This window comes from Streptomyces sp. NPDC058576 (assembly GCF_042718715.1).
GTDB lineage: Bacteria > Actinomycetota > Actinomycetes > Streptomycetales > Streptomycetaceae > Streptomyces.
This window is the reverse complement of the sequence record NZ_JBHXPF010000010.1, coordinates 82,915-106,570: the sequence shown is the minus strand read 5'-3', so window position 1 is coordinate 106,570 and position 23,656 is coordinate 82,915. Positions and strand designations below refer to the sequence as shown.

At 71.8% G+C, this 23,656-nt stretch carries 23 protein-coding genes; 19 read left to right on the top strand and 4 right to left on the bottom strand.

Going from position 1 to position 23,656, the window contains the following annotated elements:
- Positions 1-59: 59 nt before the first annotated feature.
- The 9 genes from ACFWRV_RS11095 to ACFWRV_RS11055 all read left to right on the top strand — a co-directional run bounded on the left by ACFWRV_RS11095 (position 60) and on the right by ACFWRV_RS11055 (position 9,602).
- Positions 60-830 (top strand): enhanced serine sensitivity protein SseB, encoded by a 771-nt coding sequence (locus tag ACFWRV_RS11095; protein ID WP_384331617.1) that lies wholly within the window; start codon positions 60-62, stop codon positions 828-830.
- Between the two features lie 157 nt (positions 831-987).
- A complete protein-coding gene (locus ACFWRV_RS11090; protein WP_384331613.1) occupies positions 988-1,776 on the top strand; it encodes an enhanced serine sensitivity protein SseB C-terminal domain-containing protein in 789 nt (262 codons plus the stop codon).
- Between the two features lie 217 nt (positions 1,777-1,993).
- Positions 1,994-3,664, top strand: coding sequence for an ABC transporter substrate-binding protein (locus ACFWRV_RS11085; RefSeq protein WP_384331610.1), 1,671 nt, complete (start codon positions 1,994-1,996; stop codon positions 3,662-3,664).
- 85 nt (positions 3,665-3,749) lie between these two features.
- Positions 3,750-4,754, top strand: a complete 1,005-nt coding sequence (locus ACFWRV_RS11080) for an ABC transporter permease (protein ID WP_384331607.1) — start codon at positions 3,750-3,752, stop codon at positions 4,752-4,754.
- A gap of 1 nt (position 4,755) precedes the next feature.
- Positions 4,756-5,718, top strand: a complete 963-nt coding sequence (locus ACFWRV_RS11075) for an ABC transporter permease (protein WP_384331604.1) — start codon at positions 4,756-4,758, stop codon at positions 5,716-5,718.
- Between the two features lie 6 nt (positions 5,719-5,724).
- Positions 5,725-6,717, top strand: coding sequence for an ABC transporter ATP-binding protein (locus tag ACFWRV_RS11070; RefSeq protein WP_384331601.1), 993 nt, complete (start codon positions 5,725-5,727; stop codon positions 6,715-6,717).
- Positions 6,714-7,943, top strand: a complete 1,230-nt coding sequence (locus tag ACFWRV_RS11065) for an ABC transporter ATP-binding protein (protein ID WP_384331598.1) — start codon at positions 6,714-6,716, stop codon at positions 7,941-7,943. Before ACFWRV_RS11070 ends, ACFWRV_RS11065 begins: the two co-directional genes overlap by 4 nt.
- A gap of 18 nt (positions 7,944-7,961) precedes the next feature.
- Entirely contained in the window at positions 7,962-8,633 is a 672-nt protein-coding gene (locus ACFWRV_RS11060; RefSeq protein WP_384331595.1) for a trimeric intracellular cation channel family protein, read from the top strand.
- An 87-nt stretch (positions 8,634-8,720) separates the two neighbouring features.
- Positions 8,721-9,602: a thioesterase family protein gene (locus ACFWRV_RS11055; protein WP_384331592.1), complete on the top strand. Its 882-nt coding sequence runs from the start codon at positions 8,721-8,723 to the stop codon at positions 9,600-9,602.
- 202 nt (positions 9,603-9,804) lie between these two features.
- Here ACFWRV_RS11055 and ACFWRV_RS11050 read toward each other — a convergent pair whose 3' ends face one another.
- The gene (locus tag ACFWRV_RS11050) at positions 9,805-10,428 is read right to left on the bottom strand and encodes a TetR family transcriptional regulator (RefSeq protein ID WP_384331589.1); all 624 of its coding nucleotides are present in this window, start codon (positions 10,426-10,428) and stop codon (positions 9,805-9,807) included.
- 116 nt (positions 10,429-10,544) lie between these two features.
- Between ACFWRV_RS11050 and ACFWRV_RS11045 the strand changes: the two genes are divergently transcribed.
- The 3 genes from ACFWRV_RS11045 (at position 10,545) to ACFWRV_RS11035 (ending at position 12,510) form a co-directional block, all read left to right on the top strand.
- Positions 10,545-10,700 (top strand): hypothetical protein, encoded by a 156-nt coding sequence (locus ACFWRV_RS11045; protein ID WP_384331586.1) that lies wholly within the window; start codon positions 10,545-10,547, stop codon positions 10,698-10,700.
- A 62-nt stretch (positions 10,701-10,762) separates the two neighbouring features.
- Positions 10,763-11,164: a hypothetical protein gene (locus tag ACFWRV_RS11040; protein WP_384331583.1), complete on the top strand. Its 402-nt coding sequence runs from the start codon at positions 10,763-10,765 to the stop codon at positions 11,162-11,164.
- Positions 11,165-11,340: 176 nt separating this feature from the next.
- The gene (locus tag ACFWRV_RS11035) at positions 11,341-12,510 is read left to right on the top strand and encodes a cysteine desulfurase family protein (RefSeq protein WP_384331580.1); all 1,170 of its coding nucleotides are present in this window, start codon (positions 11,341-11,343) and stop codon (positions 12,508-12,510) included.
- A 6-nt stretch (positions 12,511-12,516) separates the two neighbouring features.
- On the opposite strand, the gene ACFWRV_RS11030 is transcribed toward ACFWRV_RS11035, so the two are convergent.
- Positions 12,517-13,272 (bottom strand): N-acetylmuramoyl-L-alanine amidase, encoded by a 756-nt coding sequence (locus tag ACFWRV_RS11030; RefSeq protein WP_384331577.1) that lies wholly within the window; start codon positions 13,270-13,272, stop codon positions 12,517-12,519.
- A gap of 61 nt (positions 13,273-13,333) precedes the next feature.
- Between ACFWRV_RS11030 and mnmA the strand changes: the two genes are divergently transcribed.
- The gene (gene mnmA, locus ACFWRV_RS11025; RefSeq protein ID WP_384331574.1) at positions 13,334-14,470 is read left to right on the top strand and encodes a tRNA 2-thiouridine(34) synthase MnmA; all 1,137 of its coding nucleotides are present in this window, start codon (positions 13,334-13,336) and stop codon (positions 14,468-14,470) included.
- 41 nt (positions 14,471-14,511) lie between these two features.
- Here the strand turns inward: mnmA and ACFWRV_RS11020 are convergent, their stop codons facing one another.
- Complete coding sequence (locus ACFWRV_RS11020; RefSeq protein WP_384331571.1) at positions 14,512-15,315, bottom strand: alpha/beta fold hydrolase; 804 nt, start codon at positions 15,313-15,315, stop codon at positions 14,512-14,514.
- A gap of 74 nt (positions 15,316-15,389) precedes the next feature.
- Positions 15,390-15,725: a DUF427 domain-containing protein gene (locus ACFWRV_RS11015; RefSeq protein ID WP_384331568.1), complete on the bottom strand. Its 336-nt coding sequence runs from the start codon at positions 15,723-15,725 to the stop codon at positions 15,390-15,392.
- A 139-nt stretch (positions 15,726-15,864) separates the two neighbouring features.
- On the opposite strand from ACFWRV_RS11015, the gene ACFWRV_RS11010 reads away from it, so the two are divergent.
- The 6 genes from ACFWRV_RS11010 to gatC all read left to right on the top strand — a co-directional run bounded on the left by ACFWRV_RS11010 (position 15,865) and on the right by gatC (position 23,654).
- Positions 15,865-16,404: a TIGR00730 family Rossman fold protein gene (locus ACFWRV_RS11010; protein ID WP_384331565.1), complete on the top strand. Its 540-nt coding sequence runs from the start codon at positions 15,865-15,867 to the stop codon at positions 16,402-16,404.
- Positions 16,405-16,603: 199 nt separating this feature from the next.
- A complete protein-coding gene (locus tag ACFWRV_RS11005) occupies positions 16,604-17,293 on the top strand; it encodes an SDR family oxidoreductase (protein ID WP_384331562.1) in 690 nt (229 codons plus the stop codon).
- Between the two features lie 47 nt (positions 17,294-17,340).
- Positions 17,341-18,369 carry a methionine synthase gene (locus tag ACFWRV_RS11000; protein WP_384331559.1) on the top strand — a complete coding sequence of 343 codons (1,029 nt, stop codon included), beginning with the start codon at positions 17,341-17,343 and terminating at the stop codon, positions 18,367-18,369.
- Between the two features lie 32 nt (positions 18,370-18,401).
- Positions 18,402-20,633 carry an NAD-dependent DNA ligase LigA gene (ligA, locus tag ACFWRV_RS10995; protein ID WP_384331758.1) on the top strand — a complete coding sequence of 744 codons (2,232 nt, stop codon included), beginning with the start codon at positions 18,402-18,404 and terminating at the stop codon, positions 20,631-20,633.
- A gap of 374 nt (positions 20,634-21,007) precedes the next feature.
- Positions 21,008-23,242 (top strand): putative bifunctional diguanylate cyclase/phosphodiesterase, encoded by a 2,235-nt coding sequence (locus tag ACFWRV_RS10990; RefSeq protein ID WP_384331557.1) that lies wholly within the window; start codon positions 21,008-21,010, stop codon positions 23,240-23,242.
- A 115-nt stretch (positions 23,243-23,357) separates the two neighbouring features.
- Positions 23,358-23,654 carry an Asp-tRNA(Asn)/Glu-tRNA(Gln) amidotransferase subunit GatC gene (gatC, locus tag ACFWRV_RS10985; protein WP_003966094.1) on the top strand — a complete coding sequence of 99 codons (297 nt, stop codon included), beginning with the start codon at positions 23,358-23,360 and terminating at the stop codon, positions 23,652-23,654.
- The last annotated feature ends 2 nt before the right edge of the window (positions 23,655-23,656 follow it).

Here is a 23,656-nt window from a genome sequence, read left to right as displayed (position 1 = left end):
CTGGCCGGAGCAGAGGCCGCCGCGCGCGGCCGAGGCGGTGGAGAGAGGGCACAGAAGCAGTGGACATTCCGGTACCCGCACCGGCGCATCCCCAGCAGGGGTGGCCCGCCAACGAGCTCGAAGAGGTGCTGACGGCCTCGCTCGGCGTCCCGGACGCGGGCGGCCGCCTCGTTGAGGTGCTGGGCCGCAGCTCCGTCTGGGTGCCGCTGCCGAACGGCGGCACCCCCGCGAGCGCGGACCTCGATCTGCCGATGATGGAGATCGACGGCGCGGCCTTCGTCCCCGTCTTCAGCTCCGAGGCCCAGTTCCTCAGCTGCGTCGGCAGCCATCTGTCCTTCGCCGTCGCGCCCGCCCGCGACTTCGCCCGGGGCCTGCCCCCGCAGGTCGGCATCGCCGTGAATCCGGGCGGCGCCGTCGGCATACCGCTGCCGCCGCCCGCCGTCGCCGAACTCTGCCGGGCCGGCCGCACCGCCCTGGACGGGCCCGCCACCGGCGGCCGGGTCCGGCTGTTCGAGCCGGACTGGCAGCACGACCCGGTCGACTTCCTCACCGCGGTGTCCGAGGAGTTCGAGGCCACCGCAGTGGTGAGCACCGCCCGCCGGGCGCTGGCCAGCATCGAGGGCGGCGACCCGGTCCTCTTCGTCGGCGTCGAGTTCGCCACCTGGGACGGAGCGGGACAGAGCGCCCCCATGGACGCCATCGGCCGCGCGCTCGGCCGGGTCCAGGTGCCCTGGCCGGTCAACCTGGTCCTGCTCGACGTGGCCCAGGACCTCGTCGGCGACTGGATGCGGGAGAAGGTACGCCCGTTCTACCGGCGCGAGGGCCACTGATCCATCGGCGCGGGGGTCCGGGGGCCGGGCGCCGTCGGACCAGGGCGTCAAGTCGGTGTCAGAAGTGGCGCATAAGCTGGTTTGATGGCGTGGTCGCTCCCCTGTGCCCGGGGGCGACGGCGTGAAGGCGACGGATCGACGAGGGGCGGAACCCAGGGTGAGTGCGTCAGGCACTGCGGCGGCCGGCAAGGTCGAGCACCTGCTGCGCCAGGTGACCCCCGGGCGTTACGACGCCTACGAGGCGCTGCTCGCCGCGGTCGCCGAGGGCCGGATCTGGATGCTGCTCTGGCACGGCACGGCCGGCTCACCCGACGCCCAGTACGGAAACATGGAGATCGACGGCCTGGGCTACGCCCCCTGCGTCACCTCCGCCCAGGAGCTCTCCGCCAGCGGCTGGAACCGGGCCCACGAGCTGGTCACCGGGCGTGACATCGCCCGCGCCCTGTTCCCGGACCGCTGGGGCGTCTGGCTCAACCCGCACGCCCCCGGCGGCGGCGTCGGCATCCCCTGGCTCGACCTGCGCCGCATCGCCACCGGCCTGGACCGGCTGCCCGCCGGACCGCTCCGCCTGTCCGAGCCCGCCATCGAACTGCCCCAGTTCTACGCCCTGCTCACCCAGAACGCCCACCGCACCCCCGCGATCCGCTCGCTGCGCCGCGCCTGGGTGCACCCCGCGGTCGGCGTCCCGTATCTCGCGATCGGCCTCGACCTCTACGACACCGGCCGCGCCTCCGTCGAATCGGTGCGCGAGATGATGCGCCAGTCGGTCGGCGCGGTCCCCGAGGGGCTGCCCGTCTCCACCGTCGCCCTGTCCGACGAGTACGACCCGGTCGGCATGTGGCTGCGCGCGAACGCCCGCCCCTTCTACGACCGCGAGGCCCACGCCCCAGCAGGCCCGCCGTCGGCCGCCGCCCCCGGCTACGGATACCCGCCCCTTCCCCGCTGAGCTGCGACGGGCGGCAGATCCGGCCATCGGGTGGCGAACGCCCGCTGATGTCCGGCTTGTTAACTCGCACCGGGAGGATGTCCCGGAACTGGACGGTTTGTTAACTGTCCGGGTCTCGACTAGGTCTCACCGCTATCCGGACTGTTCTCTTGCGGCAGGCACCGTCTGTAGTGTGCGGCCATCAAACCTCACCACATGGCGAACCAGGGGTGGACCCATGCGAATATTCAAGTCCCGGGCTGTCCGGGCGATCACGACAGCGGTCGCTGTCGGTCTGATCGCCACGGGCTGTTCCAGCGAGCGGGACGAGGGCGGCTCCAAGGGGGGCGACAAGGACACCTTCGTCTTCGCCGGAGCCGGTGACCCCGGTTCTCTCGACCCGGCCCTCGCGAGCGACGGCGAGACGTTCCGCGTCACCCGGCAGGCCTTCGAGGCGCTCCTGGAGCACGAGCCCGGCGGCAGCAAGCTCGTCGGCGGTCTCGCCGAGAAGTGGGCGAGCGACGAGGCCGGCAAGGTCTGGACGTTCAACCTGCGCCAGAACGTGAAGTTCCACGACGGCGAGGCGTTCAACGCCGCCGCGGTCTGCGCGAACTACGACTACTGGTTCAACTGGAAGGGCACGTACCAGTCCAGCGCGGTCTCCTACTACTGGCAGACCATCATGGGCGGGTTCGCCAAGAACGAGGACCCCGAGACGCCCAAGCCGAACTACAAGTCCTGCACCGCCAAGGACGACAACACGGCTGTCATCGAGGTCAACGAGCCCTCCGCGAACCTTCCGGGCGGCTTCTCGCTCCAGGCCCTGGCGATCCACTCGCCGAAGGCCCTGAAGGAGTACGCGAAGCAGGACGCGAGCGCCAAGGGCGACGCGATCACGTACCCGAAGTACAGCCAGGAGGCCGGCACGGTCGCCGGCACCGGCCCGTACAAGATCACCAAGTGGAACAAGGGCAACAAGGAAGTCTCCTTGCAGCGCTTCGACGACTACTGGGGCGCCAAGGCCAAGGTGAAGAACCTGGTCTTCCGCACCATCTCCACCGAGGAGACCCGCCGCCAGGCGCTCCAGGCGGGTGACATCGACGGTTACGACCTGGTCGCGCCCGCTGATGTGACGACGCTGGAGAAGGAGGGTTACGAGGTCCCGACCCGTGACGTCTTCAACATCTTCTACGTCGGCATGAGCCAGTCGGCGAACCCGGCGCTGAAGAAGCCCGAGGTCCGTCAGGCGATCACGCACGCCATCGACCGCGAGAACCTCGTCAACACCCAGCTGCCCGAGGGCGGCAAGGTCGCGACCCAGTTCATGCCCGACACGGTCGCCGGCTTCTCGGACAAGGTGAAGACGTACCCGTTCGACACCGCCAAGGCGAAGGACCTCCTCAAGCAGGCCGGCGAGGAGAAGCTGAGCATCGACTTCTGCTACCCGACCGAGGTCACCCGCCCGTACATGCCTGCCCCGCAGGACATGTTCGAGCTGATGAAGGCCGACCTGGAGAAGGCCGGCATCACCATCAAGCCGAAGGCCATGAAGTGGGCCCCGGACTACCTGGACGCCACCGAGGCGGGCTCCTGCGCCCTGCACATGCTCGGCTGGACCGGTGACTTCAACGACGGCTACAACTTCATCGGCACCTGGTTCGCCGGACCGGACAAGCAGTGGGGCTTCAAGGACGAGAAGGTCTTCGACGCCGTGAACGCCGCTTCCGAGATCGCGGACCCGGCCGGTCGCACCGAGGCCTACAAGAAGGCCAACGAGGCGATCGCGGAGTACGTCCCGGGCGTGCCGATCTCGTCGTCGCCGCCGGCCATCGCGTTCGCCAAGAACGTCAACCCGCCGAAGGTCTCCCCGCTGACGCAGGAGAACTTCGCCGAGTACACCTTCACCTAATCGCACCCCAGCGGTACCGCCGGCCCCCACCCACCTGGTGCCCGGGCGGACCCGCATCGACGCACGTGAGAAAGGGGCATGCGGGGTGCTGCGACTCGTCGTAAGAAGACTTCTCCAGCTCATTCCCACCCTGCTCGGCCTGTCGGTTCTGCTGTTCCTCTGGCTGAACCGACTGCCCGGCGGACCCGCCACAGCGATCCTGGGCGAGCGGGCCACCGAAGCCGAAGTAGCGAGAATCAACCGCGCACTCGGGCTCGACGAGCCGGTGCACGTCCAGTACTGGCGGTTCCTCAAGCGCATCTTCGAGCTCGACCTCGGAACCTCCACCCAGACCGGACAGCCGGTGTGGGACGAATTCACCCGCGCCTTCCCCGCCACCGTGGAGCTGAGTCTCGCGGCGATCCTCATCGCCGTCGTCGTCGGCATCCCGATGGGCTACCTCGCGGCCAAGCACCGCGGCGGCTGGCTGGACGTCGCCTCCGTCTCCGGATCGCTGCTCGGCATCTGCATCCCGGTCTTCTTCCTGGCCGTACTGCTGCGCGGGATCTTCTCCGTACAGCTGCAGTGGTTCCCGAGCCAGGGGCGGCTCGACTCCGGCATCGACGCCACCGACGTCACCGGATTCGCCGTCCTGGACGGCCTGTTGACCGGCGAGTTCGACGCGAGCTGGAACGCGATCATGCACTTGATCCTGCCCGCCGTCGCGCTGGCCTCGATCCCGCTCGCCGTCATCGTCCGGATGACCCGCGCCAGCGTCCTGGAGGTGCTCGGCGAGGACTACATCCGCACCGCCGAGTCCAAGGGCCTCGACAAGAAGACCGTGCGGGGACGCCACGTGCTGCGCAACGCGCTGCTGCCCGTGATCACCGCGGTCGGCCTGCTGACCGGCAGCCTGCTCTCCGGCGCGGTGCTCACCGAGTCCGTCTTCGACTTCGGCGGCCTCGGCTCCTTCATCCGTACCGCGATCGACGGCCGCGACTACCCGGTCCTCGTCGGGTTCATTCTCTTCATCGCGATGGTGTACGTGCTGATCAACCTGCTGGTCGACCTCGCGTACAGCATCATCGACCCGAGAGTGCGGGTGCACTGACGTGACGATCCTGACCAACAAAGCAGACAAGATCGACCGTCTCGCGGAGCTGACCCAGAGCTCCGAGACCGTCACCGGCACCAGCCTGTGGCGCGAGGCGTTCCGCCGGATGCGCTCCAGCAAGATGGCGATCATCGGTGCGGTCATCATCGGCGCGTTCGTCCTCATCGCCATCGTCGGGCCGTTGGTGGCCCCGCACGGCGCCACCGCGCAGAACTGGCGCAGCGAGGTCTTCCCCAACCAGGGCAAGTTCGTCGGCATGCGCGGCGAGAACTGGTTCGGCCTGGACCACCTGGGCCGCGACATGTTCTCCCGCTGGCTCGTCGGAGCCCGCCAGACGCTGCTCGTCGGTGTGGTCTCCATGCTCATCGGCCTGATCGTCGGCGCGCTGGTCGGTGTGCTCTCCGGAGCCGCCGCGACGCTCGGCGGCAAGGCCGGGCAGCGCGTCGACACCGTGATCATGCGCTTCACCGACATCATGCTGTCGCTGCCGTCGCTGCTGCTGGCCGTCTCCATCGCCGCGGTGCTGGGCCAGTCGCTGACCACCGTGATGATCGCCGTGGGTGTCGTCCAGATCCCCATCTTCGCCCGCCTGCTGCGCGGTTCGATGCTGGTGCAGGGCGGCGCGGACTACGTGCTCGCCGCGAAGGCGGTCGGCATCCGGCGCAAGCGGATCGTGCTCACGCAGATCCTGCCGAACTCGCTGAGCCCCGTCATCGTCCAGGCCACGCTGAGCCTGGCCACCGCGATCATCGAGGCCGCGGCCCTGTCCTACCTGGGCCTCGGCAACCCCGACCCGGCCGTTCCCGAGTGGGGCGTGATGCTCTCCCAGGCACAGCGCTTCTTCGACAACGAGCCGATGATGGCCGCCTATCCGGCCATCGGGATCATCATCACCGCCCTCGGCTTCACCCTGCTCGGCGAGGCCATGCGCGAAGCCCTCGACCCGAAGTTGCGAGGCTGAAGTCCCATGTCACTGCTCTCCGTTGAGGAACTCAGCGTCACCTTCACCGCCCGCGGCCGCAAGGACGCCACGGCCGTGGACGGCGTCTCCTTCGAGGTCGACCAGGGCCAGGTCGTGGGCCTGGTCGGCGAGTCGGGCTGCGGCAAGTCGGTCACCTCGCTCGCCCTGATGGGCCTGCTGCCCCGCAAGGGCGCGAGGATCGGCGGCCGCGCCGAGTTCGACGGCCAGAACCTGCTGACCATGAACGAGCGCAAGCTCCGCGATCTGCGCGGCAGCCAGCTCGCCATGATCTTCCAGGACCCGCTCTCCTCGCTGAACCCGGTCGTCCCCATCGGGATTCAGGTCACCGAGATCCTCCAGCGCCACCGCGGGCTGAAGGGCGAGAAGGCCCGCAAGGAAGCGGCCTCGCTGCTCGACCGGGTCGGCATCCCCGACCCGGACCGGCGGCTGAAGGAGTACCCGCACCAGCTCTCCGGCGGTATGCGCCAGCGGGCGCTGATCGCCATGGCGGTCGCCTGCGCCCCCCGGCTGCTGATCGCCGACGAGCCGACGACCGCCCTGGACGTGACCATCCAGGCGCAGATCCTGGAGCTCCTGAAGGAGCTGGTCGACCAGGAGGGCACCGCCCTGCTGATGATCACGCACGACCTCGGCGTCGTCGCCGGCCTCTGCGACGAGGTCAACGTCCTCTACGCCGGCCGGGCGGTGGAATCGGCGGGCCGCCGCGAGCTGTTCGCCCACCCCAGCCACCCGTACGCGCACGGGCTGCTCGGCTCCATCCCGCGCCTGGACGCACCGCGCGGCGAGCCGCTGCACCCGATCCGCGGGTCCATCAACGACAAGATCGCCTGGGCGGACGGCTGCGCGTTCGCGCCCCGGTGCGACCACTACACGATGGAGTGCCTCACCGGCACCCCCGAACTGACCGAACCACGCACGGCCGGACACCAGGTGCGCTGCGTCAACCCGGTCCTGCCCAAGGCGGAGGTCCCGGCATGAGCCTGCTCGAACTGGACGGCGTCAAAGTCCACTTCCCGGTCAAGAAGGGCCTCTTCTTCGACCGTACGGTGGGCCACGTCTACGCGGTCGACGGCGTCTCGCTGTCCATCGAGGCCGGCCAGACGTACGGTCTGGTCGGCGAGTCGGGCTGCGGCAAGACGACCCTCGGCCGCGCGGTCCTGCGGCTGAACGACATCACCGACGGCGGGGTCGTCTTCGACGGCACCGACCTGGCGAAGCTGCCGTCGGAGGAGATGCGGGCCTTCCGCCGCCGCCTCCAGATGGTCTTCCAGGACCCGCTGGGCAGCCTCAACCCCCGGCAGAACATCGAGTCGATCCTGTCCGAGGGCATGGCCGCCCACGGCATCGGCAAGGACCAGGCGGAGCGCCGGGAGAAGATCAAGGACATCCTCGCCAAGGTCGGCCTGCCGTCCAACGCGATGTCCCGCTACCCGCACGAGTTCTCCGGCGGCCAGCGCCAGCGCATCGGCATCGCCCGCGCGCTGGTCCTGGAGCCGGACGTGATCATCTGCGACGAGCCGGTGTCCGCGCTCGACGTCTCCGTCCAGGCACAGGTGATCAACCTCCTGGAGGAGCTCCAGGAGTCCCTCGGCCTGACCTACCTGGTCATCGCGCACGACCTCGCGGTCGTCCGGCACATCTCGGACGTCATCGGGGTGATGTACCTGGGCGGGCTCGTCGAGGAGGCCCCGAGCGACGCGCTGTACGCGGGGCCCCGGCACCCGTACACCAAGGCGCTGATGTCGGCGGTCCCGGTGCCGGATCCCGAGGTCGAGGACCGCCGCGAGCGCATCCTGCTCCACGGCGACCTGCCCTCCCCGGCGAACCCGCCGGCCGGCTGCCGCTTCCACACCCGCTGCCCGTGGGTGCAGGAGACCAAGTGCGCCACGGAGCGCCCGCCGCTGCTGGACACCGGCGACGGCCACAAGGTGGCCTGCCACTTCACGGCCGAGATCGAGGCCGGGACGGTGAAGCAGACTCTGGCGACCGGGATCGAGGCGGTCACCGGCACGGAAACGGTGGCAGCCGAAGCGGTGGAGGTCTCGGAGGGCGAGACCGCCGCCGAGCCGGCGGACGTCGCTCCGGAGAAGGGGGAGACTCCGGAGGAGGAGGCTCCGGAGAAGGAGGAGCCCGCGACCGTACCGGCTCAGGCTCAGTCCGACGCGGGCAAGGCCGACCGGTCGGAGGACAGCCCCAAGGCCTAGGACCGGCACAATTGCCCGGTGCTCACCGAACTGTTCACGCCCTCCGTCCAGCATGCGCTCGATCTCGTCGGGATCTTCGTCTTCGCGATCTCGGGCGCCCTGCTCGCCGTCCGCAAGAACTTCGATGTCTTCGGCATCGCGGTCCTCGCGGAGGTGACAGCGCTGGGCGGAGGGCTGTTCCGCGACGTCATGATCGGTGCGATCCCGCCCGCGGCCTTCACCGACCTCGGCTACTTCATCACTCCGCTGTTCGCCGCCGTCCTGGTCTTCTTCCTCCACCCGCACGTGGAGCGCATCCAGGTCGGGGTCAACGTCTTCGACGCGGCGGGGCTCGGGCTGTTCTGCGTGACCGGCACGGTCAAGGCGTACGAGTACGGGCTCGGGCTCACCGCGTCGGCGGCGCTGGGTCTGGCCACGGCGGTCGGCGGCGGTGTGCTGCGCGACGTGCTCGCCAACGAGGTGCCCTCGCTGCTGCGCTGGGACCGCGACCTGTACGCGGTGCCCGCGATCGTCGGCGCGACCATGGTGGTCCTCTGCATCCGCTTCGACACGCTCAACGCGCTGACCAGCGGGTTGGCGGTGATCGCCGCGTTCGCCCTGCGACTGCTGGCGCTGCGCTTCCACTGGCGGGCGCCGCGTGCGTACAACCGGTCCTCCGCCCGGGCCGAGGAGGGCTCGGCGGCGACCTGAGGCGGGTCCGCCGGCGTGATGCGCCCGCCATGATTCGGCAACGAAAAAGCTACCGCTCAGTAATGCAGTCGATGTACCGTGCATGCCATGGCACAGGCAGCGACTGAGGCAGTGACCGGCGCGGCGCGGACCGCACGGGCGACCATCGGCGACAGCGAGTTCGACCGGGACACCGCGGTCACCCTGCGCGAGGACGGCGTCTACGACGCCGAGCTCTCCGCGGGCTGGACCATCATCCACGCCGTCAACGGCGGCTATCTGCTGGCCCTGCTCGGCCGGGCGCTGGGCGAGGCCCTGCCGCACCCCGACCCGTTCTCCGTATCGGCGCACTACCTCACCGCCTCCGCGCCCGGCCCCGCCGTGATCCGCACCGAGGTCGTCCGGACCGGCCGCACCCTCTCCACCGGCCAGGCCTCCCTCTTCCAGTACGCCGAGGACGGCACCGAGGTCGAGCGCATCCGGGTCCTGGCCACCTACGGCGACCTCGACACGCTCCCCGACGACGTCCGCACCACGGCCCTGCCGCCCGCCATGCCCGACCGGGACCACTGCCTCGGCCCGAGCGGCGGCGCGCCCCGGATCCCCGGCAGCTCCGCCATCACCGACCGCCTCGACATCAAGCTCGACCCCGCGACCGTCGGCTGGGCGGTCGGCGCCCCGTCCGGCAAGGGCGAGATGCGCGGTTGGTTCGGCCTGGCCGACGGCCGTGACGCGGACCCGCTGTCGTTGCTGCTCACCGTGGACGCCCTGCCGCCGACCTCGTTCGAGCTGGGCCTGACCGGCTGGACCCCCACCGTCGAGCTGACCACCCACATCCGCTGCCGCCCCGCCCCGGGCCCGCTGCGCGTCGCCATCACCACCCGTAACCTCGCGGGCGGCTTCCTGGAGGAGGACGCCGAGGTCTGGGACAGCGCCGACCGCCTGGTCGCCCAGTCCCGCCAACTGGCCAAGGCCCCGCGCGACAAGTAGGCGCACGGGGCGAGAGCCTGCCCCGCCCCGCCCCGCACCGCCCGGCCGCCGCATCCTCGTCGACCCGCGCCGCTGGACGAGCGGCCCCCGGGCGGCCGTCGACGGGGACGCCACCGCCGCGCTCGACTCTCCCGTAGCAGCAGGCCCGGGTGTCACAGCGGATCGAGGACTCCCGTCGACTCGCGGCCGGCCCGTGCGTGCCTCACGCCTCGTCCAGCCAGTGCGCACGGCCGATGGTGACCAGCCGCAGCCGCCGCCGGGCCACCCGGACGACCTCCGCCTCACCCGCCGGCCCGGCCTCCAGCAGGGTCGACGTGGTGACCACCATGTGGTCCACATAGAGGCCGCCGAGCATCAGGAGATCGTCCTCGCTCCAGCCGGCGGACCCCGCCTCCTGGCCGAGCGCGCACGCCACCTCCTCCGCGAACCGCCGCAGTTGGGCCGCGATCGCCTCGCGCACCGGGCCGACCCCGCCGTGCTGCTCGCGGGCGATGAACCGGAAGTGGGCGGGCTGCGCGCCGACATGGCGCGCTATCACCTCCACGCTGCGGTCCACGCGCTCCTCGCTGTCGCCCGTCTCCGCGAGCACCGCCGCGATCAGCCCGTGCAGGCTGCCCAGGGTCTCCTCGACCAGCGCGACGCCGAGCGCGGCGGTGTCCTCGAAGTGCCGGTAGAAGGCCGTCGGGGTGACTCCGGCGGCCCGGGTCACCTCGCGCAGTCCCAGGCTGCTCAGACTCTGGTGCTCCAGGAGGGCGAGCGCCGCGTCCAGGAGGGTCTGGCGGGTCCTGAGCTTCTGGGTCTGGCGGATTCCGACGGTGTGACTCATGCCATTCAGTAAACAACCGTTCTCCGAGTCCAGGGAAGGGTCAGGGGTTTAGACTTCCCAGTCAGTGAACACTCGTACTCCGAACGGCCTTCGTCGTCGCACAGAGAGGTTCCGCCGTGCTCGTCCTCGTCGCCGCACTGCTTCTGCTGGGCATCCTCCTCGGGGCGGTCGCCCACCTCCCGCTGCCGCTGACCCTGGCCGCCGCGGCCGTGATCGGCTGCTGGCTGCTGGTCTTCGCCGTGCGCGAGCGCACGGCGCGCCGCACCCACTGACCCGCCGCACCCGCACCCGCCGAGCCTGTCGTGTCCCGGACCGATCCGAAGGAGCTCGCACCATGACCCTCACGACCCTCATCGACCGCACCCGCCGGACGACCGACTCTCCTGCCGAGGCCCACGGGGATGCCGAGGTCGCCGACCTCGCCCCCGTCGCGGATGCGCCTGCGGGTCCGGACCCGGATGCGGATGCGCGTACGGACACCCCCGCCGCCCGTGCCGTGGGCCGCGAGGCGGACGGTCTCGCCGTCGCCTCCTTCGTCCTCGGCCTCGTCGGGCTGCTGGTCTTCAACATCGTGCTCGGACCCATGGCGATCGTGATGGCGCTGCTGGCCCTGGTCCGCCGCACCCGCCGCCGGGGACGCGCCCGCCTCGGCCTCGCCCTGGGCGTCGCCGACCTCGCCGTGCTCGGTGTCCTGGTCACCGTCAACGGCACCGTCGGCTGGAGCATCGGCGGCTGACACACGCCCCCCACGCGGCCCCGCGAGCCGCTCTCCCGTTCCGGATCGGGCTCCGGACCGGGGCCTGTCGCCGGTCTCCGAACCGGTCCGTCGCACCCCGTGCGGGCGTGCGCGGGGGCCGGGCCGTGACGCGCCCGGCGTGCGCCCCACCCCGGGCTCGTAGAATCGGCCCCACCATGGCTTACCTCGACCACGCCGCGACCACCCCGATGCTTCCCGAAGCGATCGGGGCGATGACCGCCCAGCTCTCCGTCACCGGCAACGCGTCCTCGCTGCACGCCGCCGGACGCCGGGCCCGCCGCACCGTCGAGGAGTCCAGAGAAGCCCTCGCCGACTCCCTCGGCGCACGCCCCAGCGAGGTCGTGTTCACCTCCGGCGGCACGGAGGCCGACAACCTCGCCGTCAAGGGCCTCTACTGGTCCCGCCGCGACGTCGATCCCCGCCGCACCCGGGTCCTCGCCGGCCCCGTCGAGCACCACGCCGTCCTCGACGCCGTCGACTGGCTCGCCGAGCACGAGGGCGCGAACGTCGACTATCTTCCCGTCGACCGCCACGGCCGGGTCCACCCCGAAGACCTGCGCGAGGCGATTCTCCGGGACCCCGACGACGTCGCGATGATCACCGTGATGTGGGCCAACAACGAGATCGGCACCATCATGCCGGTACGTGAACTGGCCTCGGTGGCGGCGGAGTTCGGGATCCCCATGCACGCCGACGCGGTCCAGGCCTTCGGCCAGCTGGAGGTCGACTTCGCCCGCTCCGGACTGGCCGCGATGACGGTCAGCGGGCACAAGATCGGCGGCCCGTTCGGCATCGGCGCACTGCTGCTGGGCCGCGACCACACCCCCGTACCCGTCCTGCACGGCGGCGGCCAGGAGCGGCACGTGCGCTCCGGCACCCTGGACGTGCCCGCCGTCGCCTCCTTCGCGGTCGCCGGGCGACTGGCGGCCGAGCGGCGCGAGCAGTTCGCCCGGCGCGTGGGCTCCCTGCGCGACGACCTCGTGGCCGCCGTGCGCCTGGCCGTGCCGGACGCCGTGCTCGGCGGCGACCCCGACCCGGCCGGACGCCTTCCCGCCAACGCCCACTTCAGCTTCCCCGGCTGCGAGGGCGACTCCCTCCTGCTGCTGCTGGACGCCCAGGGCATCGAATGCTCCACCGGCTCCGCCTGCACCGCCGGGATCGCCCAGCCCAGCCACGTGCTCCTGGCGACCGGGACCGACCCGGACCTGGCCCGGGGCACCCTGCGCTTCTCGCTCGGCCACACCTCGACCGAACAGGACGTGAAGGCGCTCGCCGAGGCGATCGGCCCGGCGGTCGAACGGGCGCGGACGGCCGGGCTCAGCTGAGAGCGCTCACCCCGAGGCCTTCGCGGAAGCGGAGGCGGAAGGTGTGGCCGAAGGGGTGGGCGGGGCCGCCGCGGCGCGGCGCACCAGCTCCAGGTAACGGTCCCAGTCCCAGTGCGGACCCGGGTCGGTGTGGTCGGTGCCCGGCACCTCCACATGCCCGATGATGTGCTCCCGGTCGATGGGTATGTCGTGGCGCGCGCAGATCGACGCCGTGAGCCGCGCCGAGGACGCGTACATCGCCTTGGTGAGGTCCTTCGGCCGGTCCACGAACCCCTCGTGCTCGATGCCGACCGCACGTTCGTTGTAGGCGCGGTTGCCCGCCTGGTACGCCACGTCCAGCTCGCGGATCATCTGCACCACCCGCCCGTCCTGCCCCACGATGTAGTGCGTCGCGGCCTGGTGGGCGGGGTTCTGGAACACCTTCACCGCGCTGTCGAAGCTGCCCTGGGTGACGTGGATGATCACCCGGTCGATGGCGAAGTCGTCAGGCCGGTCCGCACGCCGCCAGTTCGCCTCCGAGGCCGCCACCCAGGTCGCCCCCGCGTAGTCCAGCTCGCCCGGCTTCCGTGGCTTCTCGACGCCGGGCACCTGCCACCACAGCCGCTTCACCTGGTCGCGCGCGAGCACGGCGGCGGTGCCGGCGGCCGCCACCGCGCCGCCGCCGATCAGCAGTGCGCGGCGGCTGACGCCGTCCGCCGGCTTCTTCCGCGAAGGCTTTCCCGAACGCTTTCGCGCAGCCCGGGTGCTCCCGTTGTTCCCCATGTGATCGTCAACGCTTATCCGCGAGCGTTCGGTTCCCGGCGACCCGTACCCTGGAGGGGCTATGACTCAGACTTCCCAGCGCCCCCTGCGTGTCCTCGCCGCGATGTCGGGCGGCGTGGACTCCGCCGTCGCCGCCGCCCGCGCCGTCGAGGCGGGCCACGACGTGACCGGTGTCCACCTCGCCCTGTCCGCGAACCCCCAGTCCTTCCGGACCGGGGCGCGCGGCTGTTGCACCATCGAGGACTCCCGGGACGCCCGCCGCGCGGCCGACGTCATCGGTATCCCGTTCTACGTCTGGGACCTGGCGGAACGCTTCCGCGAGGACGTCGTCGAGGACTTCGTCGCGGAGTACGAGGCCGGGCGCACGCCCAACCCCTGCCTGCGCTGCAACGAGAAGATCAAGTTCGCCGCGCTGCTCGACAAGGCGCTCGCCCTCGGCTTCGACGCCGTGTGCACCGGCCACTACGCCACGGTGGTCCTCACCGAGGACGGCAGCCGTGAACTGCACCGCGCCTCCGACATGGCCAAGGACCAGAGTTACGTCCTCGGCGTCCTGGACGAGAAGCAGCTCGCCCACGCCATGTTCCCGCTCGGCGACACCCTCACCACCAAGGACGAGATCCGCGCCGAGGCCGAGCGGCGCGGCCTCGCCGTCGCCAAGAAGCCCGACAGCCACGACATCTGCTTCATCGCCGACGGCGACACCCAGGGCTTCCTGGCAAACCGCCTCGGCGGCCCGGCCGAGGGCGACATCCTCGACGAGTCCGGTACGAAGCTGGGCACCCACGAGGGCGCGTTCGGCTTCACCATCGGCCAGCGCAAGGGCCTGAAGATCGGCCACCCGGCCCCCGACGGCAAGCCGCGCTACGTGCTGGACATCTCCCCGGTGAACAACACCGTCACCGTCGGCCCCGTCGAGGCCCTCGACGTGACCTCGCTGACCGCGATCAAGCCCCGCTGGTGCGGAACGCCGCCGTCCGGCCCGGGGACGTACACCGCCCAGCTCCGCGCCCACGGCGGCGAGTGCGAGGTCACCGCCGAGCTGGTGGACGGCTCCGAGCTGAACGTCGCCTTCACCGAGCCGGTCCGGGGCGTCGCCCCCGGCCAGGCGGTCGTCCTCTACGACGGCACGCGCGTGGTCGGCTCGGCCACCATCGCCACGACGGTCCGCCGCGAGCGGGTTCCGGCGGGCGGCTGAGCAACCGGCGGCACGAGGCCCGACACCGGGCCCCGTGCCGCCTACGACGCCTGACGGTACGCGTACACGTCCGTGGCGAAGAAGTCCGTCAGCACCGGGGCGAGCACCTGGGGCGCCACCTCGCGCACCTGGCCCGTCAGTGTCCGGTGCCGGCCGCGCGGCAGGGCCTCGGCCAGGGTCCGGGTCGCCGCGCGCGCCGGGGCGCTGCTGAAGCCGCCGCAGATCACCAGGGTCCGGGCGGCGATCGCCGAGAACCGCTCGGCGGGGATCGCCCCGTCGCCCAGCAGCGCGTCGTCGTACGCCAGCGTGTGCGCCAGCGCCTCCAGCTCCGCCCACACCGGGGTCCGCCGCATCCGGGCGGCCGTCTCCTCGGCGACACCCGTCATGGACAGGAACAGGTCCACCGCCCCGCCCCGGTCGCGGGCGGCCAGCAGCCGGTGCAGCCGGGTCGTGCAGCGGGCCTTGAACAGCAGGCCGGACGCCCCCGGCGTGTAGGGCGGCTCATACACGGCGAGCAGCTCCACCGGGAGCCCGGCGGCCGCCGCCTCCAGGGCGAGCGCCCCGCCGGACGACATCCCGAAGACCGACGCGCCCGCCCCGGCCGCACCGACGACGGCGGCCAGATCCTCGACCTCCCGCTCCACCGCCCAGCCCCCGGCGTCACCGCTGGCGCCCCGGCCCCGCCGGTCGTAGGTGAGCACCGTGAAACGCGGCGCGAGCAGGGCGGCCAGCGGCGCCTCGGCCACGGCGGTGCCCAGCGCCCCGCCGACCAGCACCAGCGGCGGCCCCTCGCCCTGGCGGCGGTAGGCGATCGGCGTGCCGTCGGCGGAGAGAATCCTGTCCATGGGAGAGGAGACCGGGGCGGCCGCGGAAACTCATCGCTCCGCCCGGAAAAACTTCCCGGGCGGCGCATCGCGCGTCAGTCGGCCACCGCCTCCGCGGCGTAGAAGCAGAAGTGGTCCTTGATCGCGGCGACTTCGGACTTCGGGTCCGGGTAGGCCCAGACGAGATCGGCGGCCCCGGGCAGCGACCAGTAGGAAGCGTCCCCCTTGAACGGGCAGTGGGTGGTGGTGTCCGACGGGGAGAGCAGTTCGGTGCGGACGTCCTCGGGCGGCAGGTAGTAGCGGGGCGGGCAACCCGTCTCGCGGAGCACGAGCGGGCGGCGGCTCTCGGCCAGCACCTGGCCCTCGTGCACGGCCCGGACGTGCTCGGAGCCCTGCTCGACGGTGATGCGGTGTCCTCGGGTGGCAGTCATGCCTGTTTCAGCGGCGTACGGGCCCGTCTTCTTCCCCGTACGCCGGATCTTCCCCCCAACGGGTGCGCGAGGAACCGTCCGAGGCCGCGCCCGCGACGGGTGGGCGAAGAGGTGCCCGGGCGGGTCGTACGGTTGCCCCATGAACATCTGCGTCTTCCTCTCCGCCGCCGACCTCGACGACCGCTACACCGTGCCCGCCCGCGAGTTCGCCGAGCTGCTGGGCAGGGGCGGCCACACCCTGGTCTGGGGCGGGTCGGAGAGCGGGCTGATGAAGGTGGTCGCGGACGGCGTCCAGTCGGCGGGCGGGCGGCTGGTGGGGGTCTCGGTCGACTTCCTCGCCGCCAAGGCCCGGACCGACGCCGACGAGATGGTCATCGCCCGCGACCTCGCCGAGCGCAAGGCGCTCCTCCTGGAGAAGGCCGACGCCGTCGTGATCATGGTCGGTGGGACGGGGACCCTCGACGAGGCCACCGAGATCCTGGAGCTGAAGAAGCACGGCAAGCACACCAAGCCGGTCGTCCTGCTGAACACGGCGGGCTTCTACGACGGGCTGCGCCAGCAGTTCCAGCGCATGGAGGACGAGGGGTTCCTGCCCCTGCCCCTGACCGACCTCGTCTTCTTCGCCAAGGACGGCGTCGGCGCGCTGGCCTACCTGGAGGAGTCCGCCGGTCTCCGGTAAGGAGCCCGGATCCAGGGCGTGTCGTTCGGATCATGTCGGACTCGCGGGGTCCGGCACGCACTCCCCCAAGCTCTCGGCTCCGCTCGTCGAGCAGGGGAGGCCCCATCGCGTTGCCTCGATCCTCCGCCTTGCAGCTGCACGCACCGGACCCCGCTCCCTGATCCGACCTGACCCAAACGACACGCCCTAGGATCCCCCCATGGCTACCCACCTCATCACCGGCGCCGGCTCCGGCATCGGCGCCGCTGTCGCCCGCCGGCTCCAGGAGCGCGGCGACGACCTCGTCCTGCTCGCCCGCGACGCCGGCCGCGCCAAGGAGTTCGCCGACCGCCACCCGGGCGCGCGCACGCTCGTCGGCGACCTCGCCAACCCCGACCGGCTGTCCTGGGCGTTCGGCCAGCAGGCCATGCCCGAGCGGATCGACACCCTGCTGCACATCGCGGGCGTCGTCGAGCTCGGCGAGGTCGGGGAGCTCACCCCCAAGGCCTGGCACTTCCAGCTCAACGCCAACCTGATCGCCCCCGCCGAGATCACCCGCCTCCTGCTCCCGCAGCTCCGCGTCGCCCAGGGCCACGTCCTGTTCGTGAACTCCGGGGCCGGGCTCAACGCCCACGCCGGGTGGAGCGCGTACGCCGCGAGCAAGCACGGCCTCAAGGCGCTCGCCGACTCGCTGCGCCACGAGGAGCACGGCAACGGCGTCCGCGTCACCTCCGTCTACCCGGGCCGCACCGCCAGCCCCATGCAGGTCAAGGTGCACCAGCAGGAGGGCAAGGAGTACGACGCGGACCGCTGGATCGACCCCGAGTCGGTGGCCACCACGATCCTGATGGCGATCGACCTGCCGCGCGACGCCGAGGTCAACGACCTCACGGTCCGCCCCGGCCGCTGACGCGCCCTGCGGCGGAGGTTCCCCGCCCCGGACCGTAGGCTTCCCGCGTGAGCGAGAAGAGCAAGTTCAGCGGGTGTCCGGCGACCGGCATCGGGTCGATGCCCGGGGGAGACGCGAGGGAGGCGGCGAAGACCGTCACCGGCTCCTTCGCCGACGGCCAGGGCATGCCGCACCTGGCGGAACTGCCCGCGCGCGGGCCCGGCGCCGACATGATCGGCCGGACCATCGGCATGCTCGTCGAGATGTACGGGCACGTCGAGCCGAGCGGCTGGCGGATCAGCGACCGGCCCGGCCGCGACACCCGGCGTGCCCGCTCCTGGCTGGGCGAGGACCTGGACGCCCTGGAGGAGTTCACCCAGGGGTACGAGGGCCCGCTCAAGGTCCAGGCCGTCGGCCCCTGGACCCTTGCCGCCGCCCTCGAACTGCGCGGCGGCGAAGCCATGCTGGCCGACCCCGGCGCCTGCCGGGACCTGGGCGGGTCCCTGGCCGAGGGACTCCGCGCCCATCTCGCGGAGGTCCGCCGCCGGATGCCCGGGGCGAAGGTCGTCCTCCAGCTCGACGAACCCTCCCTGACCGCCGTCCTGCTGGGCCGGGTCCGCTCCGCCAGCGGCTACCGCACCTACCGCGCCGTCGACCGCCAGGTCGTCGAGGGCACCCTGCGCGACGTCCTCGCGGCGGCGGGCGAGGACGGCACGACGCTCGTCCACTCCTGCGCCCCCGAAGTGCCCTTCGCGCTGCTGCGCCGGGCCGGGGCCGACGGGATCTCGTTCGACTTCTCGTTGCTCACCGAGCGTGAGGAAGAGGCGATCGGGGAAGCCGTCGAGGGCGGCACCCACCTCTTCCTTGGCGTGGTGCCGTCCACCGACGCGGCCTCGGAGGCATTGTCAGACCCTGGCGGTAGCGTCATGGGGGTCAGGACGTTGTGGAGCAGGCTGGGGCTGAATCCGGGGACTCTCGCCGAGTCCGTCGCGATCACTCCGTCGTGCGGTCTCGCGGGTGCGTCGCCCGCGTACGCCCGCACCGCGCTCGCCCACAGCGCCAGGGCGGCGCGGTCGCTCGCGGACAACCCTGAGTGACGGGAATGACGGCCCAACGGGAGGACGGAACGATGGCGGGCGAACAGCGGGTGGAGCAGGAGAGCTCGGTTCCGGCGGACGTGCGGGAGAAGCACGCGCTGCTGGCCGAGCAGGTCGAGGAGCACCGCTTCCGCTACTACGTGAAGGACCAGCCGGTAGTCAGCGACGGCGAGTTCGACCGGCTGATGCGTTCTCTGGAGGCTCTGGAGGAGGAGCACCCGGCGCTGCGCACCCCGGACTCGCCGACCCAGAAGGTCGCCGGGCCCTACCGCACGGAGTTCACCTCCGTGGAGCACCGCGAGCGCATGCTCTCCCTGGACAACGCCTTCGACGACGAGGAGCTGGCCGCCTGGGCGGACCGGGTCGCCAAGGACGTCGGCACCCCGGACCACCACTTCCTGTGCGAGCTGAAGGTCGACGGCCTCGCCGTCAACCTCACCTACGAGCACGGCCGCCTCACCCGGGCGGCGACCCGCGGCGACGGCCGTACCGGCGAGGACATCACCCCCAACGTCCGGACGATCGCCGAGATCCCGCACCGCCTCAAGGGCGACGACATCCCCGCGCTCGTCGAGATCCGCGGCGAGGTCTTCTTCCCCATGGAGGGCTTCGAGGAGCTGAACGCCCGGCTGGTCGCCGCCGACGACAAGCCTTTCGCCAACCCGCGCAACGCGGCGGCCGGGTCCCTGCGCCAGAAGGACCCCAAGGTCACCGCCACCCGCCCGCTGCACATGGTGGTGCACGGCATCGGCGCCCACGAGGGCCTGAGCATCGACCGCCTCTCCGGGGCCTACGACCTCCTGCACGCCTGGGGCCTGCCCACCGCCCAGCACAACAAGGTCGTCGACTCCCTCGCCGGCGTACGGGAGTTCATCGCGTACTACGGCGACAACCGGCACTCCGTGGAGCACGAGATCGACGGAGTCGTCGTCAAGCTCGACGAGATCCCGCTCCAGGGCCGGCTGGGCTCCACCTCGCGCGCCCCCCGCTGGGCCATCGCCTGGAAGTACGCCCCCGAGGAGGTCAACACCAAGCTGGTCAACATCCGCGTCGGCGTCGGCCGCACCGGCCGCGTCACCCCGTACGCCCAGGTCGAGCCGGTCGAAGTGGCCGGATCCGAAGTCGAGTTCGCCACCCTGCACAACCAGAACGTGGTGAAGGCCAAGGGCGTCCTCATCGGCGACACCGTCGTCATCCGCAAGGCGGGCGAGGTCATCCCGGAGATCCTCGGCCCCGTCGTCGATCTGCGCGACGGCACCGAGAAGGCCTTCGAGATGCCGACCCACTGTCCCGAGTGCGGGACGGAGCTGCGCCCGATGAAGGAGGGCGACATCGATCTCCGCTGCCCCAACGCCCGCACCTGCCCCGCCCAGTTGCGTGAGCGGGTCTTCTATCTCGCCGGGCGCAAGAGCCTGGACATCGACCACTTCGGCTATGTGGCGGCCGCCGCCCTGACCCGGCCGCTGGAGCCCGCCGAGCCCGTCCTGCGAGACGAGAGCGACCTCTTCTCCCTCACCATCGACCAGCTGCTGCCGATCCGGGCGTACGTCCTGGACCAGGACAGCGGACTGCCCAAGCGCGACCCGAAGACCGGCGAGGAGAAGGTCGCGACGGTCTTCGCCAACCAGCAGGGCGAGCCGAAGAAGAACGCCGTGGCCATGCTGGAGGGCATCGCCGCCGCCAAGGAGGCCCCCCTCGCCCGGATCCTCACCGGGCTCTCCATCCGGCACGTGGGACCGGTCGCCGCCCAGGAGCTGGCCCGTCAGTTCCGTTCCGTCGACCGCATCGACGAGGCGACCGAGGAGGAGCTGGCCGCCGCCGACGGCGTCGGGCCGACCATCGCCGCCTCGGTCAAGCAGTGGTTCGCCGAGGACTGGCACCGCGAGATCCTGCGCAAGTGGCGCGAGGCCGGGGTGCGGATGGCGGACGAGGGCTCCGACGAGGACGAGGGCCCCCGCCCCCTCGAAGGACTCACCGTCGTCGTCACCGGCACGCTCGCGAGCCACACCCGCGACGGCGCGAAAGAGGCGCTCCAGGCCCTCGGCGCGAAGGTCGCCGGATCGGTGTCGAAGAAGACCGCCTTCGTGGTCGTCGGCGACAACCCCGGCTCCAAGTACGACAAGGCGATGCAGCTGAAGGTGCCCGTGCTCGACGAGGACGGATTCGCGATCCTGCTCGAACAGGGGCCCGAACGCGCCAAGGAGGCGGCCCTGCCCCTACCGGACGCCACGCCCATGGCCGACCCGGGAGACAGCGAGGAGTAGACGGGGAGGGGTGAACGGGGAGTGACCGCCCGCCGGGCGGCCGTTCGCCCCCTGTTCCCCGGATCGAGACGCCTTCGAGACGCTGCCCCGGCGTGGCGCGGCCCGTGCGGGGAAGGAAACGGGGCAGAGGGGTGAAGAAGGGTCGGCCGCTCCCCGATTGGCCCTGCCGCACCACCCGTTCGGGCCAATAGCAGATGGTGACGGGTGGTCGGTTCGCATTCGGGCAAGAGCTGTAGAGCGCTGCCCCTGGAAGCCTTTCGCGGCCTACTGTTGAGGGGTGCGCCTTCCGTGCACGGCTGCTCGACCGGGCCGTGGCGCCACGGGAGCGGGCGCCACCGAGGGCCATCGGCATCGCCGGCTGTGAGAGGGACGGAATGAAACCGACCGAGAGCGCCGCCCCGGTGTCGCGGCTGCAGGGCTTCGTCGGCCTCACGCCCCCGGTGGGCGCCGCCGTCGTGGGGATCGCCGCGTTACTGCTGGCGGTCGGGTCCTACCGGACCGTCCAGCAGGGCCACGCGCTCTTCCCGGACGGGGCGGTGGGCTGGTCCCTCGCGGTGCTCACCGGAATCATCGTCGGCCATCTGGTGGCCCTCGGCCGTGACCGGTGGTGGGGCGGTACCGGCTCCGGCGCCGCCCTCACCCTCGCCGTGCTGCTGCTGTACGGCTGGCTGCCGGCCGTCCTGGTCAGCCTCGCCGTCGTGGTGCTCGTCGGGACGGCCCGCCGGCACCGCTGGTGGCAGGGGCTGCTGCACGGCGGCGTCGACATGCTGGGCATCGGCGCCGCGGCGCTCGTGCTGGCAGCTTTCGGCGAGGTCCCGACCGTCGAGGAACCCTGGCGGCCACTCGACTGGGGCATCGCGGCCGTCCCGGAACTGCTCCTGACGGCATCCACGTATCTGCTCGTCACCCGGGTCCTGCTGTGGTACGCCCAGGCCCCGCACAACGGCGGGCTGCCCACCATCGCCCGGACCGCGATGCTGCGGCAGGGGCTCGTCGCCGTCGCGCTCCTCGGGCTCGCCCCGCTGATCTGCGCCGTCGCGATGTCCATGCCCATCCTGCTGCCGCTCTTCGCGGTGCCGCTGATCGCCCTGGACTCCACCCTCTGGATCGCCCGCGCCCGCGCCGAGGAGCAGCTGCGCGACCCGCTGACCGGGCTGCCCAACCGCCAGTGGCTGCTGGAGCGGACCTGGTCGGCCCTGGAGGACGCGGAATCCATCGGCACCCGCTCCGCGCTGGTCCTCATCGACCTGGACCGCTTCCGCGCGGTCAACGACACCCTCGGCCACCTTGCCGGGGACCGGCTGCTGCTGCAGATAGCGGAGCGCCTGCGGCTCGCCCTGCCGCGCGGCGCGGAGGCGGCCCGGCTCGGCGGCGACGAGTTCGCCGTCCTCCTGCCGCACACCGACTCCACCACCAGCGCCCAGCAGGTCGCCCGCCATCTGGTCGCCGAGCTGTCCTCGCCGCTCGACCTCGACGGGCTGACCCTCGTCCTGGAGGCCAGCGCCGGGGTCGCGGTCTACCCCGACCACGCCCTGGACGCCGAGGGCCTGCTGCGGCGGGCGGACGTCGCGATGTACCAGGCCAAGCGGGACCGCACGGGCGTGGAGGTCTACGAGTCCAAGCGGGACAGCAACACCCCCGACCGGCTCGGGCTGCTCGGCGATCTGCGCCGGGCGCTGGACGCGGGCGAGGTCGAGCTGCACTACCAGCCCAAGGTCCGCTTCGACGGGCAGGTCGCCGGTCTGGAGGCGCTGGTGCGCTGGGTGCACCCGGAGCGCGGCCGGGTCCCTCCGGACGAGTTCATCGCCATCGCCGAGTCCTCCGGGCTGATGCCGCACCTCACGGAGTACGTCCTGGAGACGGCGCTCGCCCAGGTCGCCCGCTGGCGGGCGCAGGGCCTGTTCGTGCCGGTGGCGGTCAACGTCTCCCCGCGCGACGTCCACACCCCCGGCTTCGCGGGAGGCGTCGCGGCCCGCCTGGCCCGCCACGGGGTGCCCGCGGGAGCGCTCCAACTGGAGATCACCGAGCATGTGCTCCTCGAGGACCCGCAGCGCGCCGCCGACACCCTGGCCGGGCTCACCGCGCACGGCGTGAAGATGTCCCTCGACGACTTCGGCACCGGCTATTCCTCCCTGGTCCACCTGCGCCGGCTCCCGGTCAGCGAGCTGAAGATCGACCGGTCCTTCGTGGCCCGGCTGGCGGTCGACCACGAGGACGCGGAGATCGTCCGCTGCACCATCGACCTGGCCCACTCGCTCGGCCTGGTCGTCGTCGCCGAGGGCGTCGAGGACGACGAGACGTGGGAGCGGCTGCGGGACCTGCGGTGCGACGCGGTGCAGGGCTGGCTGGTGGCGGCGGCGATGCCGCCGCAGGAGACGACGGCCTGGCTGCGGGCGCGCGGCGAGCACGGCTGGCGGCGGCCCGCGGAGCTGAGGGCCCAGGCAGCTGCGGCCGCCGCCGCGGGATCGGCGACCGCCTCGGCGACCGGCCCGATGAACGCGTCGCTGAACGCCTCGGTGAACGCGTCGCTGAACGGCGTGGTGAACGGCGTGGTGAACGGCGCGGTGAACGGTGTGGTGAGCAGCCCGTCGGAGACCGACACCCCCTGACGGCCGCAGGGGGTGCGGCCCGGAAAGGGCTAGCCCGATCGGGGCGGGGCACCCGTCCCCCGGAGACCCCATAGGATTGGGCCAAAACCACACACCAACCCCTGAGGATCGCTGCATGCCTGGCATCACGCGCGAGGAGGTCGCCCACCTCGCCCGGCTGGCGCGTCTGGAGCTGAAGGGCGAAGAGCTCGATCACTTCGCCGGTCAGCTCGACGACATCATCGGCGCGGTCGCCCGCGTCTCCGAGGTCGCCGACCAAGACGTACCGCCGACCTCCCACCCGCTGCCGCTGACCAACGTCATGCGCGCGGACGAGGTCCGTCCGTCGCTCACCCCCGCGCAGGCGCTCTCCGGCGCCCCGGCCCAGGAGCAGCAGCGTTTCAAGGTGCCGCAGATCCTGGGGGAGGACTAACC

Bases quoted from the DNA above. Each gene is read 5' to 3' on its own strand.
- ACFWRV_RS11085 (WP_384331610.1), top strand. From the start codon at position 1,994: ATGCGAATATTCAAGTCCCGGGCTGTCCGGGCGATCACGACAGCGGTC.
- ACFWRV_RS11070 (WP_384331601.1), top strand. From the start codon at position 5,725: ATGTCACTGCTCTCCGTTGAGGAACTCAGCGTCACCTTCACCGCCCGC.
- ACFWRV_RS11065 (WP_384331598.1), top strand. From the start codon at position 6,714: ATGAGCCTGCTCGAACTGGACGGCGTCAAAGTCCACTTCCCGGTCAAG.
- ACFWRV_RS11055 (WP_384331592.1), top strand. From the start codon at position 8,721: ATGGCACAGGCAGCGACTGAGGCAGTGACCGGCGCGGCGCGGACCGCA.
- ACFWRV_RS11050 (WP_384331589.1), bottom strand. From the start codon at position 10,428: ATGAGTCACACCGTCGGAATCCGCCAGACCCAGAAGCTCAGGACCCGC.
- ACFWRV_RS11040 (WP_384331583.1), top strand. From the start codon at position 10,763: ATGACCCTCACGACCCTCATCGACCGCACCCGCCGGACGACCGACTCT.
- ACFWRV_RS11035 (WP_384331580.1), top strand. From the start codon at position 11,341: ATGGCTTACCTCGACCACGCCGCGACCACCCCGATGCTTCCCGAAGCG.
- ACFWRV_RS11030 (WP_384331577.1), bottom strand. From the start codon at position 13,272: ATGGGGAACAACGGGAGCACCCGGGCTGCGCGAAAGCGTTCGGGAAAG.
- mnmA (WP_384331574.1), top strand. From the start codon at position 13,334: ATGACTCAGACTTCCCAGCGCCCCCTGCGTGTCCTCGCCGCGATGTCG.
- ACFWRV_RS11020 (WP_384331571.1), bottom strand. From the start codon at position 15,315: ATGGACAGGATTCTCTCCGCCGACGGCACGCCGATCGCCTACCGCCGC.
- ACFWRV_RS11015 (WP_384331568.1), bottom strand. From the start codon at position 15,725: ATGACTGCCACCCGAGGACACCGCATCACCGTCGAGCAGGGCTCCGAG.
- ACFWRV_RS11010 (WP_384331565.1), top strand. From the start codon at position 15,865: ATGAACATCTGCGTCTTCCTCTCCGCCGCCGACCTCGACGACCGCTAC.
- ACFWRV_RS11005 (WP_384331562.1), top strand. From the start codon at position 16,604: ATGGCTACCCACCTCATCACCGGCGCCGGCTCCGGCATCGGCGCCGCT.
- ligA (WP_384331758.1), top strand. From the start codon at position 18,402: ATGGCGGGCGAACAGCGGGTGGAGCAGGAGAGCTCGGTTCCGGCGGAC.
- ACFWRV_RS10990 (WP_384331557.1), top strand. From the start codon at position 21,008: ATGAAACCGACCGAGAGCGCCGCCCCGGTGTCGCGGCTGCAGGGCTTC.
- gatC (WP_003966094.1), top strand. From the start codon at position 23,358: ATGCCTGGCATCACGCGCGAGGAGGTCGCCCACCTCGCCCGGCTGGCG.